Source organism: Pseudomonas sp. 3A(2025), assembly GCF_054589175.1.
The window spans coordinates 216,766-231,597 of record NZ_BAAILM010000022.1 but is presented as its reverse complement, the minus strand read 5'-3'; the positions used below and the strand labels follow the sequence as shown (position 1 = coordinate 231,597).

Genomic DNA, 14,832 nt, shown 5'->3' with positions numbered 1-14,832 from the left:
ATGAGCATCATTAAAGAGCCGATCCACTCCGGCGAGTTTGTGCTGTCCGAAGGCAACGGCACTATCTCCCGTGAATCCATCAATGTGATCGCCGGTGATGCCTTGCCGGCCGGCCAGTTGCTGGGCCTTGTGACCGCATTGGGTCAGTTCGCGCCGTACGATCCGACGGCCGAGGACGGCAGTGAAGTGGCCTCGGCCATCTTGTTTGCCGGTCTGGCGTCTTCGGACATTGTCCGCCGTGGCCGTGCCGTGGTGCGTCAGGCCGAAGTCAGTGAAGCGCATCTGACGGGCCTGGATCTGGATGCTGAAAAGGCACTGGGCAAACAGTCGGTGATCGTTCGCTAGCGAAGATCCCACGCCAGTCTCTCTGGCACATCAACCTATCAAAGCCCCGCGATGACGGGGCTTCGCGTTTCTGGAGAATTATTCGTGGCTGAAATCAATATTTTTGAAGACCTGGTGTTTGGGGTGCCGGCGCTGACTGTGGCCATCAACGAACAGCCCTACCTGCCGGGCCGTATCAGCGGCCTGGGTTTGTTCCAGGAACAGGGCATTCAGACCCTGACGGTGCAGATCGAAAAGGACGGCGACACCCTGGCCTTGGTGCCAGCGGGCGAGCGTGGTACCTCGGGGCTGGTTGTCGGTTCCAGCAAGCGCAGCATGATCCCGTTCAACACCGTGCACCTGCCGGAGCGCTTCACCATCAAGGCTGACGAGATCCAGAGTATCCGCGCCTTCGGCAGCCAGACCGAGTTGCAGGCCGCTCAGGATGTGGTCAATGCTCGACTGGCCAGGGCGCGTCGGCAGCTGGATGCCACTCATGAGTTCCAGCGCATGGGGGCACTGAACGGTCTGATTCTCGATGCGGACGGGAAAACCGTACTGCTAAATATCCATGAGCGCTTTGGCGTGCAGCAACAGATCCTGGTCATGGGGCTGAATGATCCGACCACGGAGGTCCGTGTAAAAGCGGGCGAAGCGCTGGACATGCAAGAGGATGCGCTGGGCAGTGTGACCAGTTCCGGCTCGCGTGCGTTCTGCGGCAAGAACTTCTGGAACAAGCTGATTGCTCATAAGTTGGTCAAGGAGAGCTATCTGGCAACCACCGCTGCCGCTGAATTGCGAGGTGATGCACGGGCCAGCTTCGAGTTTGCAGGTATCGTTTGGGAACGCTATCGCGGCAAGGTCGCCGGTAATTCGTTCGTCCATGACGATGAAGCCTTGCTCGTGCCGGAAGACGTCCCGGACCTCTACATCTCGGCGTTTGCCCCAGCCGATTACATGGAGACGGTCAACACCCTGGGCATTCCGTACTACAGCAAGCTGGAGCCCCTGCCGTTCGGTAAGGGCGTGGCTGGCGAAGCCCAGTCCAATCCACTGCACATCTGCACCCGGCCTCGGGCGCAGATCCGCCTGAAAATGTAGCGATGAGCTTCCGTGACTTGGTGGCTGACATTGATACGGTCGTTTTCGACACCTTGTCGGATGAAGGTGTGATCGAGGGCCGTACGGTTTGGGGCATGTTCTCTGCTCCTTGGTTACAGCCGAAGCTGGGCCAGTTGAGGACTGCACTGCGCGAGCCGAACTTTGTCGTGCGTGTAGCTGATAGCGACGGTATAGAAAAGGCGCAAAGCCTCACGATCAACCTGCCGGTGCAGGACGGCGGCGGCAATTACACGATTGTCCTGGTCGAGCCCACGGGCGATGGCTTGGTCACGTTGGTGTTGAGGATCAAACCATGAGCATCGGCAGCTTTTACAAGACCTCGGCCGATGGCGGCCTGATTACCCTGCAAACCAGCAAGACGGATCTGGCAGCCTTCGCGACCTTTGCCGCACAGGTGCCCAAGGCCGCAGCAGCGGCCCAGCGCCGGGCGATCAACAAGACCCTACGCTGGCTGCAGAAGCAAATCAGCAGCAGCGTGGGCCAGCAGGAGCGTATTGCCGTGGCTGCTGTTCGCCGGCGTATGCGCGTCTTCCCGCTTAACGACAAGGGCCAAGGCAAGCTGTGGTTCGGCATCAACCCGATTGAAGCCAGCCGCACCGGCCGGCCCCGTCAGACCCGCGCCGGGGTAAGCGTCGGCAAGCGGCGTTATGCCGGTGCCTTCTTCAAGCGCGTGTATGGCGGCAGTCCAGACATCTGGATCCGCGCAGCCAGCAAGCACTTCCGAGCCAGCGACTACCCGGACAGCGAAGTCTCCAGTGCGAGCGGTGCCAGCTCGGGCTGGATCGCGGAGAACAGCAGCCGCTTCCCCCTGGCCAAGGCCAAGGTCTCACTGGAAGACGTCCGGCCACACTTCGAGCACTGGACGCGACAAGCTGAGGCGCGGCTGGAGCACGTACTGGCCCAGGAAATGAACTACGAACTCCAGAAGTATTTGCGAGGTGGCCGTGGCTGACCAACCCTTTCAGCTCGATGAGCTGTATGCAGCGATAGAGCTGCATATCAAAAACCATCTGCCGGGGCTGGCCTATGTCGGCACCATGCCCGACATGCTTAAGCACATCGCCGTGCCGGCGGTGGTGATCGAACTGGCCGAGTTCGAGCCAGGTGAAGACCCCGGCACCGGTGAAACTGCCATGGTGCTGCGACTGGAAGCGCGGATCATCGTCGGCGCTGAAATCGAAGACTGCCAGAAACTGGCGGCCTGGAGCGCGGCCCAGTTGGCGATCCTGCTGCGCATGCAGTATTGGGGGCTCGACGTAGGGCCGGCCCAGTTCGAGCGCGCCGGCCAGGACTGGTCGCGACCGGAACTGGACGGCTATGCAGTGTGGGCCGTCGAGTGGACGCAGGAAATCAACTTGGGCGAACAGGAGTGGCACTGGCCGGTTCAGCCGCCTGGCTCTCTGGTCTGGGGTGTGCACCCCGATGTGGGACCAGGCCATGAGCCCGATTATGTGCCGGCTGATCAGTTGGGGAATCTCCCATGAGCTACGTGACAGCCGAGCACGACCGCATGCTGGCCGGCGTAGCGATTGAATGTCGTGTTGTCGCAGTGGATCTGGCGGCAGCCCGTGTGCGGGTCTCTGACGGCGGGAGCTGGACTAGCGCCTGGGTGCGTTGGCATGCGCAGGCGGCCGGAAAGTCCAGGCACTGGCGGGCACCCAGCGTTGGCGAGCAGGGCACCCTGATCAGCCCGAGCGGCGATCCCGCACAAGGCACGTTCCATCCAGGATTGTACGGTGTGGCCGGTGCGCAGGCGGATAACCGCGACCACGTTGAAGTGTGGCGTTTCGACGATGGCGGCTCGCTGGTCTACGACTGGCAGGCCAAGAGCTACACCATCGATCTGCCGACCGGCACGGTAAACATCAAGGTCGGTGGCACTGAGGCCGTGTTGACCGACGATGCGATTAACGCCAAGACCAGCACCGCGACAATTGAGGCCGGTAATATCACGCTCAAAGGGTCGGTTCAGATCGAGGGCCCGTTACGCGTAACGGGCAACATCCTCGGTATGGGCTCGATCACCGACACCACCGGTAACACGCCGAATCACAAGCACTGATTTAATCCATACCACTCAAGCCCGCCCTGTGCGGGCTTTTGCATTTCTGGAGGGCCTAATGGCCGGTATCAAAAAAGAAGACCCGGAAACACAGGCTTCGGTCAATTTGACTGATGCAATCCCCATCCCGGCCGTGGCTCAGGCCGTGGTCATCTACCGCGACACGCTCTATACCTCGCGCTCGCTGTTCCTGCCGGATGAGCGTGAACTGGCCGTGCTGCGCGGTCACGTCACGGTGTTGGCTGACGACGTCGAGGCGCAGACCTATCTGGCCGGCCATCCCGAATTTCAACTGTTGGCTGAATAATCGTGATCGGCGTAGACCGCCGCACGGGCTTGTCGCTGTCCGGCATCGAGCATTTGCGTCAGTCGATTGAGGACATTCTGACGACGCCGATCGGCTCCCGGCGTATGCGTCCTGAGTACGGCAGCAAGATCCGCCGTTTTGTCGACCTGCCGGTAAATGATGGTTGGAAAAGCGCAGTACAGGCCGAGGTCGCCCGCGCCCTAGGCCGCTGGGAGCCACGCTTGAAACTTGAGCGTGTGCGTGTCACGGCTGTGCTTGACGGCAGGATCACCCTGCAGCTGACGGGCCAGTATCTAGGCAACAGCGCAGTCGTTGAGGTGCGTGCATGATTGATCTTTCGTTGTTACCCCCGCCCGATGTGATCGAAACCTTGGAGTTTGAAACGCTGTATCAGGAGGCGCTGGCAAATTTTCGCGCAGAAATGGGCGATCAATGGACCGCGCTGCTGGAGTCTGATCCGGTGGTCAAGCTGCTGGAAGTCGCGGCCTACCAGCAGATGCTGGGCCGGGCGCGGGTCAACGCGGCGGCCAAGGCCAGCATGCTGGCTTATGCCAAGGGGGCCGACCTGGACAACCGCGCGGCCGACTACGACGTGCAACGTCTGGTACTGGTTGCGGCCGATCCTGATGCGGTGCCGCCGGTAGCAGAGGTGCTGGAAGGTGACGAAGCGTTGCGCTACCGCACGCGGCTGTCGCTTGAAGCGTTGTCGGTCGCCGGCAGTCGCGGCGCCTACGAATATCATGGGCTGAGTGCGTCGGCCGAGATTGCCGGCGTATCAGTCGATTCGCCGACATTCATCGGTGCAGAAATCAGCGCGGCGGTCAGGGCGCAGTTGCCAGCGGGTTCGATTGTCCTGGTCTGCGATTACGACGCAGGGCTGGCCAACCCATTGCCCGGTGATGTGTCGCTCGCGGTGCTACCCCGCGTTGACGCCCTCACCGCCGGCGCCGACTTGGTGGCGGCAGTGCAAGCGGCGCTGTCTGCCGAGACAGTCCGGCCGCTTACTGACCGACCGCGCACCCAACTGGGTCAGCCGGTGAACTTTGCTGTGGTGGCCACGCTTGAAGTCGAGGCCGGACCCAGCCCGACCGTGGTCCGTGCGCAGGCGCGGGCCAACCTCGACGCAGCGATTGCGGAGGCCAGGCGCTTGGAAGGGCAGTTGTCGCTTTCGGCGATCTATGCCGCGCTGCATGTGCCGGGTATCAGCAAAGTCACGCTGGTACAGCCTGTGGAGGGTGTGTCGTGTAACAAGCGGCAGTATCCGCACTGCACCGCGATTCAGTTGACCGCGAAGGTGGCCCCATGAGCCTGCTGCCGGACAACTCGACGCGGTTTGAGCGTGCGCTTGAGGTGGCGTGCGACCAAGGTATTGACCCCGAGGTCATACGGGGCATTGCCGATTCGGCGCGTTGTCCGCCGAGCTTTCTGCCCTGGCTTGCTTGGGCAATGCGGGTGGAAGGCTGGGAGGCGGCGAATACCGACGACCAGCGGCGGGCGCTGATTCACGAAGCCATCCCGGTGCACAAGACCAAAGGCACGCTCGGCGCGATCCGGCGGGTGCTGAAAGCAGTGCGGGTCAACGCCGACGTGACGGAATGGCAGCAGATCCCGAACGCGGTCCCGTACACCTTTCAGGTCACGGCCTGGGCGAACGAAAACCGGGAGGGGGAAGGCTCGATCATCTCGCCGCAACTGGGCGAGCGTCTGCGCGCACTAATCGATGCGACCAAGAACGAGCGCAGTCATTACAGTTTTGCCCTGGGCGCCCGTTTCGACGGCGGCCTGGTGCTGGCAAATGCGACCCGGTCCCGCGTGCTGGTACGCGAAACGGTCGAAGCGCGGGCGCCGCCGGTTGAAACCTTTGCTCAGGGGCTGCGCCTGGCCAACACCACTCAAGCGCTGTGCCAGATCAGACAGACCGTCGAGCTGCGCAGCGATCCGATTAACGCCGAGGCCGGGCTGCAGGTGGCCTGCGCAACCCGGTCCCTGACAATCGTGCGCGGCACGATGGAGGCCGTTTTATGAGTACCCCGTTACAACCTGTGATTACCAAAAGCGGCTTGGCGGCGATTTTCACCGCTGACAACACCGGTATTGCCGCGAAAATCGGCAGTGTCGTGCTCGGCACGGCCGGCTATGAGCCTGATGCGGATCAGAAAAGCCTGGTCAACCAAGTAGCTGAATACAAGATCTCCGGCGGCGAGCGGCTGAGCAGCACTCTGCTGCATATCACCGCGCTGGCCGACGATGACAAAGCGTACTGGGCGCGTGAAATCGGCTTCAAGTTGACGACTGGGCAGTTGCTGGCCGTCTGGTCGCACCCCACCGAAGCGCTGACCTACAAGGCCGCCAACGCGAGCATCTTGCTCGCTTACGATCTTTCGCTGGTTGCGCTGCCAGCCGACAGCGTCACCATCGTCAGTAACGAAGCCGGATTGAGCCTCAGTCTTGCAGCGCCTCTGGCAGCGCTTGCCAGCTCGTTGCTCAGTGAGCAATTGCGTGGCCTGCAGCACAACGACCAGTTCACTGAGCTGGAGCGACAGCAGCGCCTTGTCGGCGACCTGACAACCCGGCGCCTTGACGACCTGGCTGAGCGCCTGGTGGTGGCCGAGCAGCGTAACGAAGGTTTGCTGAGCATGGGAATTAGTGCGGTCGAGGCGGTACTGAGTGCCCAACTGCGCGGCCTTGATCTGCAAGACCAGATCACCTTGCTGTCGCGGCAATTGGTCATTGCGGTCGAGCAAGCGGCCCGGCAAGACGTGCGTTTGACGACGGCCGAGCAGCGCCAAGCCATCGATCACGAAGGCGTGCGCAGCATGGGTATTGCCGTCGCAGAGGCTGTTATCACCGCACAAACACAACTGTTCAAAAACACTGGAGCATAAGACACATGAGTCTCGAAACTGAAATTGCAGGCCTGTCCGGCAAAGCCACTGCGCTGATCGACTATTTCACCAGCATCCGGGCGTCGATTACCGCCAGTATCGCCTCTGCGGTTGCAGCAGCACCGGCTATCTCCCGCACGTTCTACGTCAGCCAAGTGTCGGGCGATGACAACGCCCTGGGCAACGCAGACAGTCCGCTCAAAACCATCGACCGTGCGATTACATCCACGCCAAGCGGTGGTGTTGCGGACATCATCCTGCTTGAAGACTACACGCTGGCCGCGAACATCTCGGTCGGCAGTCGTCGCATCATCATTCGCGGTGAAAACGAAGCAAGCACGGCCCGCAAACTGACCGTCAACGAGTTCCTCATGCCCAACGGCATGAAGCGCTTTGGCGGGTTTCAGGTCAACCGTGCCGCGTCGCTCGACTTGGCCGACATGACTATCGCGCTCCCGGACTCGGCCGGTGGACTTGCTGCATCGCTGGACACTTACTACGCGCTGATCTTTGCCGGCGGCAGCCGACTGCCGGGCTTTATGCCGATCAAGTTCTTCAACGTCAATTTCACGCTGCGCGGGACCTTCACCGGGAAAATCGTCGGCACCGGCTTCCCAAGTCTGGCCCTGACGGCATCGTCCTGCGTTATCCCGACGGCGCTTGAAGGCTCGCTCATTTCTGGTGTGGCCGCAGGCAAAGACCCCAACACCATTCCTTGGTTGGTAACCAACATCACCAAGCTCTGACATGCCGTCCATTCTGATCAAGGTCTCACATCATGCGTAAAGATTCTCTGAACATCACGTTCGAAGGCGGTAACTACAACGGTTTTGAATTCGCCCGTTTGCCGCTTGGAGCGGCGATTCTGTGCGCGGCCCTGCAGATCGAGGAAGCCGCTGACAACGCTCGTGTCGCGGTTGTAGGCAACGCGGTGCGTGTCGTCGAGTACCAACTGGCCGAGCAAGAAGCCAAGGCCTTTCAGGCGGCCGGCTTTGAGGGGCCGGTGCCTGAGACTGTACAGGCCTGGGTCGATGCCGCTGGCCTCACGCCGCAGGCCGCAGCCGAAAGTATTTTGACCGAGGCGACTGCCTGGAAGGGCGCGCTGTATGCGATCCGTGCGGCGCGCCTCAAGGGCAAGGTCCGGGTGCTTGAGGCGGCGAGTCATGATGCGGCCGAGGCGATTGCTGACGAAGCCATCGCGGCGATCAACGCCAGTGTGAGCGGTGTCGGCAACGCCTGACCCATCACCCGCTCTCCTCAATCGCCCCGTTTTCGGGGCGTTTTCGTTTCTGCAGGGCCGCCATGTGCGGCCCTTGTGCTATCTGGAGTTTCTCGATGCCTTTTTATCATGGCGTTACGGTCACGAACGTCGACACCGGCGCACGCAATATTGCGCTGCCGTCGTCCTCGATCATTGGATTGTGCGACACCTTCACCCCTGGGGCCGGTGCCACGGCGCTGGCCAATGACCTGGTGCTGATCACCAATGAGCGTGAAGCGGTCGCTGCATTCGGTGCCGATTCGGCAATCACCAAGGCCTGCCAGGCAATTTTCACCCGCGCCAAGGCCGTCATCGTCGCGTGCGGTGTCGCCAAAGTGGCCGACGCTGCCGCACAGACGTCCGCAATCATCGGTGGCGTGCTGGCCAGCGGCAAACGTACCGGCCTGCAGGCGCTGCTCGATGGCAAAAGCCGTTTCAATGCCCAGCCGCGGCTGTTGATCGCGCCCAAGCACAGTTCAACTCAAGCGGTCGCCACGGCGATGGACGCTCTCGCCGGCAAGCTGCGCGCTATCGGCATCATCGACGGCCCCGGCACCACCGATGAGGCAGCGATTGCCTACGCGGCAAAGTTCGGCTCCAAGCGCTTGTACATGGTCGATCCGGGCGTACAGGTCTGGGATACGGTCACCAGCAAAACGCTTGATGCGCCGGCATCCGCCTGGACCGCCGGCCTGTTTGCCTGGACCGATGCCGAATACGGCTTCTGGTCGTCGCCGTCGAATAAGGAGTTTGTCGGCATCACTGGTACCACGCGCTCGGTCGAGTTTCTGGATGGTGACGAAACCTGCCGGGCCAATCTGCTTAACAACGCCAATATCACCACGATCATTCGTGATGACGGCTATCGCCTGTGGGGTAACCGCACGCTGGCCAGCGATGCCAAGTGGAAATTCGTCACCCGTGTACGCACCCAGGACATTGTGATGGACGCGATCCTGGCTGGGCACAAGTGGGCGGTCGACCGTGGCATTACCGCGACTTACATCAAGGATGTGACCGACGGCCTGGAAGCGTTCATGCGTGACCTCAAAGCCCAAGGTGCAGTGATCAACTTCGAGGTTTACGCGGACCCGAACTTGAACACGGCCAGCCAGCTGGCTGACGGCAAGGTGTACTGGAACATCCGTTTCACCGATGTGCCGCCGGCTGAAAACCCCAATTTCCGCGTCGAGGTCACCGATCAGTGGCTGACCGAAGTCCTCGATACCGCCGCTTAAGGAGCACATGAAATGGTAATGATTCCCGAAACGCTGGCGAACATGAACCTGTTCGCCGACAGCGTCAGCTTCGCTGGTGACGTGCCCAGTCTGACCCTGCCGAAGCTCACGATCAAAACCGAGGCGCACCGCGCCGGCGGCATGGATACCGAAGTCGAGCTGGACATGGGCATGGAGAAGCTGGAGGCCAACTTCACCACCACCGGCGTGCGCAAAGAGTCGCTGAAGCACTTCGGCTTGGCAGACGGCACCTCGGGCAACTGGGTGTTCCGTGGCGCCTTCAAAGGCCTTAAGGGCGTGATCAAGCCCGTCATCGTCACACTGCGCGGCCTGCTCAAGGAAGTGGACATGGGCGACTGGAAGGCCGGTGACAAGGCCGAGGTCAAGCACGGCATTGCCGTGAACTATTACAAGCTCGAAATCGACGGCGCTGTGATGTACGAGATTGATCCACTCAACATGAAGCGTGTGATCAATGGCGTCGATCAGCTAACAGCCCAGCGTCAGGCGCTAGGTCTGTAACTCTTTCATCCCTCTATACCCATTCCGATTCAAGGACATTTCTCATGAGCAACCTCAAGCCGCTACCGAAGTATCTGACCCTGACCGATGACGGCGTGATCATCACTCTGAGCAAGCCCATCGAGCTTAACAGCGTTGCGCAAGACCGTATCACCATGCGCGCCCCAACCGTGCGTGACGTGCGCCTGGCCAACAAGACGGCCGAAGACGACGAGGAGCAGCGCGAAGTCAATCTGTTCGCCAGTCTGACCGGCGTTGGCGTAAACGACTTTGATGCGATGGCGGTGAAGGATTACACCCGCCTGCAGGCCGGCTATTTTCGTCTGGTGCGCGAGTAAAGGGTTTGATCCCAGGGTGCAAAAGCAGCTGGCCAAGCGGCTGGCTGCGGAGCTGGGATTTTCAGCCGCCGAAATCACGGACATGTCCTGGCCGGACATGATCTGGTGGCTCACTGATTGAGCCGCGCACAAGGGGAACAGCGCATGGCAAAAATGGCACTTTCGCTTGTCATCGGCGGTGCCGTCGCATCGACCGTCGGATCGGCATTCAACACGGTCGAAGGCCACATTCAGAAGCTGGAGGCCAAAGGCAACAAAGCCAAGGTGCTGAAAAGCACCATTGGCGAAACCATCAAATTGCGTGACGAATGGAAGCGTGCGCACGACAGCGGTGCAGCTGCGGCAGACGGGCTGCTGCGCAAGCTCAATACCAACCTGGAGTCGCTACGCCGGCAAGGTGTGCAGGTCGGTAAGCTGGGTCAGGAATACCGGCGCCTGGGGCAGGAAGCCAAATCTGCGGATCTACAGATGAAAGGCCACCAGCAACTGCAGGCAGGCAAAGAGTCGATGAAGTCGAGCATTGGCCAGGCCGTGACCGGTGTCGGTATGGTGGCGGTGCCGACCAAAATCAGCGGCGACTATCAGGCGGTGATTCGGGACATTGCGATCAAAGCCGGCCAGGCTGGTAAGCCAGAAGAAGCACAGATGGCCCAGACAGTTGTGCAGACGTCGCGTGATACGGGCATGAAGCGCAACGACGTGGCCGATCTGGTCAACCAGTTGGTCGGCGCCGGCATGGACGTCAAGCAGGCGCTGGAATACGCGCCGGTGGCGGCAAAGTTTGCCATCGGTCAGGGCACTGACGGGGCCACGACGGCGAAGATGATCAGTGCCCTGGGGCAGAACGCCAAGATCACTGACCCGAAAATGATGGAGCAGGCGCTGGAGGCCATTGCCTATCAAGGGCAGGCCGGTTCTTTTGAAGCGGCCGACATGGCGAAGTGGTTTCCCGAACTGCTATCGAACATGGCCGGTATGAAAATCACGGGCATGGATGCCGTGACCCAGTTGGGTGCGATTCTGCAGGTGCAGATGAAGTCTGCCGGCAGCAGCGATGAAGCCGCGAACAACCTGAAAAACTGGATGGGCAAGATCGGCGCCAGTGACACCGTCGAGGCCTACAAGAAAGTCGGTATCGACTATGAAAAGTCGATGCAAACGGGTCTTCAGAATAAAAAATCCACCTTGGAGTCCAGCTTTGCCCTGGCGCAGGAGTACGTCAAAAAGACTGATCCCAAGAAAGAAAAACAGATGGCCGAAGCGATGGCCAAGATCAACAAGGAGACGGACCCCAAAAAAGCGGCGGCTCAGATTGAGGCGCTGAATGATTCCCTGAAAACCGGCAACATCTTTGCCGACATGCAGGTCAAGGCCGCACTGCAGGCGTACACGCAGAACAAGGCGCTGTACGAAGACCTCAAGTCCTCGTCGGGCAACTCCAAAGGGATTCTGGACAAGAACCTTTCCGAGCGGCGCGAGACGTCAAATCAGCGTTGGTCCGAGGCCGGGCAGGCACTGAACGACTCGATGCGCAGCATTGGTGACGCGATCCGGCCGATTACCGATCAAGTGGCGATGGGCATAACGAAAGTGGCCCAAGAGTTCACGAAACTGTCGGACGGTTCGCAATCGGTCATCGCCGGCGCCGTGGCATTTGGCGGTGCACTGGTGGTGCTCAAGAACGGTTTTAACGCGTTCAAAATGGGGAAGGGGCTGCTCAACATTGCCCAAGGCAAGCTCAGTGACCCGAACAAGGTCCAGAAGGTTTTCGTCACAAACGCCGAGGATGAAAAGGGCGACGACAAGGCGGCTGGAAAGGCCGCTGGCAAGGGCGGCGACGACGACAAGAAAACCAGCAAACGCGACAAGGTACTGGGCCTTATGGCTCTGGGTCTTGGGGTTTTCGGCAAAAAGAAAAAAGCGGCCGCTGACTCTGATGATGCCGACGATAGTGACAAGGACGACGCAGGCGGCAAGGCCGATACAGGTAATGATGCCTCGGACGACAAGGATGACAAGCAGGCCAAGAGCCCCAAGGGCGGCAAGGATGATGACGCCAAGGCTGATCCGGGCGATGTACGCGGCAAGGTGCTGGATCTACTCGATACCGGTGTCAAAGCCATTCGCAAGAAAGGCGGCGCACCGGGTGAGGTCGAAGACGGTGCAGACGCACCTGAGGAGGGTTTGCGCGGCAAGGTACTGGGCTTGGTTGAGACCGGCATTAAAACAATGCGCACGGGTGGTCCTGGCGCCGCTGAGGATGATGCAGACGGCGAGGGTAACGATGAGCCGCCCGGTGGCCTGATCGGTACCGGCCTCAAGATGCTGGATATTTTCCGGTCGGCCAGCAATGACGACGACGGCGAGGGTGATGCCGGCGGCGGTGATGGCGAGGCCGGCGGTGCCGTCGAACTGCAGAAGGTGTTTGTCGTCAACGCCTCGGAATTCGGCGGGCCGGGTGCTGCCGGCGGTGGTGGTCCAGGCGATGCCGGCAACGCCGGTGGGCGCAGGTCCCGGCGCCGACGTGGTCGACGTCGCGGCGGTGCTGGTGGTGGCGGTCAGGGCGCAGGTTCTGGACCGCGTCCGCCCGTGCCGCCGGTTCCCCCTGTGCCGCCAGTCCCACCCACACCGCCGGTGCCTGAAATGGGCCGTATGGCGCGCATGATGGGCGCGGTGGGCAAAGTGGGTGACCTGGCCAAGCGCATTCCGGGCGGCTCGCTGCTCGATGCCGGTATGTCGGCGGTCAATGTCGCGATGACAGCCGAAACCGACGATGAAAAAGCCGAGGGCTACGGCCAGGCAGCGGGCGGACTGGCGGGCACACTCGCCGGCGCTGCTGCCGGCGCGGCCATCGGGTCGGTTGTGCCGGTGATCGGGACGGCGGTCGGTGGTGCCATTGGTGCAATGCTCGGCAGCATGGGCGGCGAAGTCGGTGGCGGCTGGCTGGGCAAGACGCTGTTCGGCGACAACGCGCAGGGTGATGGTGATGAGGCCAAGGACGAGGCCGACGGTAAGGATGACGAATCGTCGGTGGGCAAGTGGCTGGGCGATCTGTTCGGCGATACCCCCGACAAGAAAGAGCCTGCCCCGGAACCTGCACCGGCGCTGGGCGATGCGTTACGTTTAACGCAACTGGACAAGGCTGAGGTCAATCCGTCCGCCCTGGGCGATGCAGTGCGTGAACCGGCGCCGGTCGAAACGCCGGCGAAACCGGTCGATCAGAAACCATCTATCACGCCTGGTGACGTGGTGCGCGAAATGGCCAAGGCCACACCGCTACCGCCGCCGGCGCCGGAGGTGGCCAAGGCCGCAGCGCCGGCGGTGACGGCAACGGCCAAGGTCGATCAGGCATTCACGTTTGCGCCGAACATGCCCGTCCGGGTCGACGGCGATGTGAAAGACCCAGCGCAACTGGCCCGCGAGCTGGTGCCGCACCTGCAAGGATACTGGGAAGAGTTTCAGCGCCAAGTCGCGGCCCGGCAGGCGTCCAGCCAGTTGTTCGATCAACCACACGTCTAAGGAGCGCTCATGGCGTACATGGAGCAATTGCAGTCAGCGCTGAAATACCTGGTGGCCGCCGGCGAAGCGGGGCGCCAAAGCATGGACGGTATGCTGGCCCCTCTGACCGGGGCGGTGAGTGACATCACCGGCGCTGCCCTGGAGCTGGAGAATATACCGTTCGTGGGGCCGCTGATCGGCGGCAAGCTGGGGCGCGTGACGCGCGCCATTGGCTTGGCCCAGTCGAAAGTGGGTCAGGTGGCGTCCACTTACAGCTCGGTGGTCTCAGGCGCCGGGCAGGTGCAGGAACGGCTGGGCACCTTCAAGGAACAGGCCGCCAGGATGAAGTCCGAGGTAGGGCGGGTGACAGGGTTGTCCAGTCCTGCGGTGGCCACGGTGATGCCCACCACCAGCCTGGCAGCGGAAACAACGCCGCAACCGGCGGCAGTTACGCCGTTCCCGCACCTGCTGATCATCCAGTCGCATCACCCGAACGTGCAGCCGTATTACTTCAACCTTGACACCGCCACCTTTGACGAGCTGCGCCGACAGGCGTCGTTCAAATGGGCCGGGCAAGAGCGCTTGCGGCGCAGTGTTTCGCAACAGGCGGTCAGCCTGGGTGAAGAAAAGATCAGCCTCAAGGGGGTGATCTTTCCCGGTTACAAAGGCGGCATGGGGCAGCTCAATACCCTGCGCAGCATCGGCCGCAACCTGCAGCCGCTCAACCTCGTGACGGGTTACGGCGAAGTGTTGGGCGACTGGTGTTTGCTCAGTGTAGATGAAGAGCAAAGCAACCTGCTGGCCGGCGGTATTCCGCGCAAACAAGGCTTTTCACTGGAGTTTGTGAGCTATGGCAACGACTTGCAGAACGTCTGACGGGGATCTGCTCGATGTCATCTGTCAGCAGCATTACGGGCACCTCAACGGCACCGTGGAAGCGGTGCTGGAAGAAAACCCGGATCTTGCCCGGCAAGCGCAGCCGTTTCGCGCTGGCCTGCTGATCCGCCTGCCTGATCTGTCGGCGCCGGCCGTGGAGCTGCTGCAACTGTTCGGCTGATCCGACGTTACGCGTAACGAGCCCCGCCCTGTGCGGGGCTTTGTCATTTTTGGAGCTGCGATGAAACCCACATACCGCGTGATTGCCGATGGCAAAGACATCACGACATTGATCAACGACCGACTGCTGATGCTGCGTGTCTCGGACAAACCCGGAATGGAGTCGGATGAGTTCGAGCTGCGCATCGATGACCGCGATCAAGCCGTGGCGCTGCCCCA

At 61.3% G+C, this 14,832-nt stretch carries 19 protein-coding genes and 1 pseudogene; all 20 read left to right on the top strand.

The genetic code is table 11. The annotated features are described in order from the left end of the window. On the top strand, window positions 1-345 hold the full coding sequence (locus tag ACYP2A_RS09280) for a head decoration protein (RefSeq protein WP_459744589.1): 345 nt from the start codon (window positions 1-3) through the stop codon (window positions 343-345). An 84-nt stretch (window positions 346-429) separates the two neighbouring features. After that, on the top strand, window positions 430-1,425 hold the full coding sequence (locus ACYP2A_RS09275) for a major capsid protein (protein WP_459744587.1): 996 nt from the start codon (window positions 430-432) through the stop codon (window positions 1,423-1,425). 2 nt (window positions 1,426-1,427) lie between these two features. Next, window positions 1,428-1,742 (top strand): head-tail joining protein, encoded by a 315-nt coding sequence (locus ACYP2A_RS09270; RefSeq protein WP_459744586.1) that lies wholly within the window; start codon window positions 1,428-1,430, stop codon window positions 1,740-1,742. Continuing rightward, window positions 1,739-2,398, top strand: a complete 660-nt coding sequence (locus ACYP2A_RS09265; RefSeq protein ID WP_459744585.1) for a hypothetical protein — start codon at window positions 1,739-1,741, stop codon at window positions 2,396-2,398. Before ACYP2A_RS09270 ends, ACYP2A_RS09265 begins: the two co-directional genes overlap by 4 nt. Next, complete coding sequence (locus ACYP2A_RS09260) at window positions 2,391-2,930, top strand: hypothetical protein (protein ID WP_459744583.1); 540 nt, start codon at window positions 2,391-2,393, stop codon at window positions 2,928-2,930. The genes ACYP2A_RS09265 and ACYP2A_RS09260 overlap by 8 nt, the downstream gene beginning before the upstream one ends. Continuing rightward, complete coding sequence (locus tag ACYP2A_RS09255) at window positions 2,927-3,508, top strand: phage baseplate assembly protein V (RefSeq protein ID WP_459744582.1); 582 nt, start codon at window positions 2,927-2,929, stop codon at window positions 3,506-3,508. The genes ACYP2A_RS09260 and ACYP2A_RS09255 overlap by 4 nt, the downstream gene beginning before the upstream one ends. A gap of 58 nt (window positions 3,509-3,566) precedes the next feature. After that, entirely contained in the window at window positions 3,567-3,815 is a 249-nt protein-coding gene (locus ACYP2A_RS09250; protein ID WP_459744580.1) for a hypothetical protein, read from the top strand. A 2-nt stretch (window positions 3,816-3,817) separates the two neighbouring features. Further along, window positions 3,818-4,144, top strand: coding sequence for a GPW/gp25 family protein (locus ACYP2A_RS09245; protein WP_459744578.1), 327 nt, complete (start codon window positions 3,818-3,820; stop codon window positions 4,142-4,144). After that, on the top strand, window positions 4,141-5,121 hold the full coding sequence (locus ACYP2A_RS09240) for a baseplate assembly protein (RefSeq protein ID WP_459744576.1): 981 nt from the start codon (window positions 4,141-4,143) through the stop codon (window positions 5,119-5,121). Before ACYP2A_RS09245 ends, ACYP2A_RS09240 begins: the two co-directional genes overlap by 4 nt. Further along, window positions 5,118-5,840 carry a phage tail protein I gene (locus ACYP2A_RS09235; protein ID WP_459744575.1) on the top strand — a complete coding sequence of 241 codons (723 nt, stop codon included), beginning with the start codon at window positions 5,118-5,120 and terminating at the stop codon, window positions 5,838-5,840. The genes ACYP2A_RS09240 and ACYP2A_RS09235 overlap by 4 nt, the downstream gene beginning before the upstream one ends. Further along, a complete protein-coding gene (locus ACYP2A_RS09230) occupies window positions 5,837-6,700 on the top strand; it encodes a phage tail-collar fiber domain-containing protein (RefSeq protein WP_459744574.1) in 864 nt (287 codons plus the stop codon). Before ACYP2A_RS09235 ends, ACYP2A_RS09230 begins: the two co-directional genes overlap by 4 nt. 5 nt (window positions 6,701-6,705) lie before the next feature. Then, complete coding sequence (locus ACYP2A_RS09225; RefSeq protein WP_459744573.1) at window positions 6,706-7,446, top strand: hypothetical protein; 741 nt, start codon at window positions 6,706-6,708, stop codon at window positions 7,444-7,446. Between the two features lie 32 nt (window positions 7,447-7,478). Then, window positions 7,479-7,940, top strand: coding sequence for a hypothetical protein (locus tag ACYP2A_RS09220; RefSeq protein ID WP_459744572.1), 462 nt, complete (start codon window positions 7,479-7,481; stop codon window positions 7,938-7,940). A 95-nt stretch (window positions 7,941-8,035) separates the two neighbouring features. Further along, a complete protein-coding gene (locus ACYP2A_RS09215; RefSeq protein ID WP_459744570.1) occupies window positions 8,036-9,199 on the top strand; it encodes a phage tail sheath subtilisin-like domain-containing protein in 1,164 nt (387 codons plus the stop codon). A gap of 12 nt (window positions 9,200-9,211) precedes the next feature. Beyond that, complete coding sequence (locus tag ACYP2A_RS09210; RefSeq protein WP_459744569.1) at window positions 9,212-9,721, top strand: phage major tail tube protein; 510 nt, start codon at window positions 9,212-9,214, stop codon at window positions 9,719-9,721. A gap of 44 nt (window positions 9,722-9,765) precedes the next feature. Then, window positions 9,766-10,059: a phage tail assembly protein gene (locus ACYP2A_RS09205; protein WP_459744567.1), complete on the top strand. Its 294-nt coding sequence runs from the start codon at window positions 9,766-9,768 to the stop codon at window positions 10,057-10,059. Window positions 10,060-10,203: 144 nt separating this feature from the next. After that, a complete protein-coding gene (locus ACYP2A_RS09200) occupies window positions 10,204-13,578 on the top strand; it encodes a phage tail tape measure protein (RefSeq protein ID WP_459744566.1) in 3,375 nt (1,124 codons plus the stop codon). 9 nt (window positions 13,579-13,587) lie between these two features. Beyond that, a complete protein-coding gene (locus ACYP2A_RS09195; RefSeq protein WP_459744564.1) occupies window positions 13,588-14,433 on the top strand; it encodes a phage tail protein in 846 nt (281 codons plus the stop codon). Next, window positions 14,408-14,614: a tail protein X gene (locus ACYP2A_RS09190; RefSeq protein ID WP_459744563.1), complete on the top strand. Its 207-nt coding sequence runs from the start codon at window positions 14,408-14,410 to the stop codon at window positions 14,612-14,614. Before ACYP2A_RS09195 ends, ACYP2A_RS09190 begins: the two co-directional genes overlap by 26 nt. A gap of 60 nt (window positions 14,615-14,674) precedes the next feature. Further along, window positions 14,675-14,832: pseudogene (locus tag ACYP2A_RS09185) on the top strand (phage late control D family protein); the annotation flags it as partial.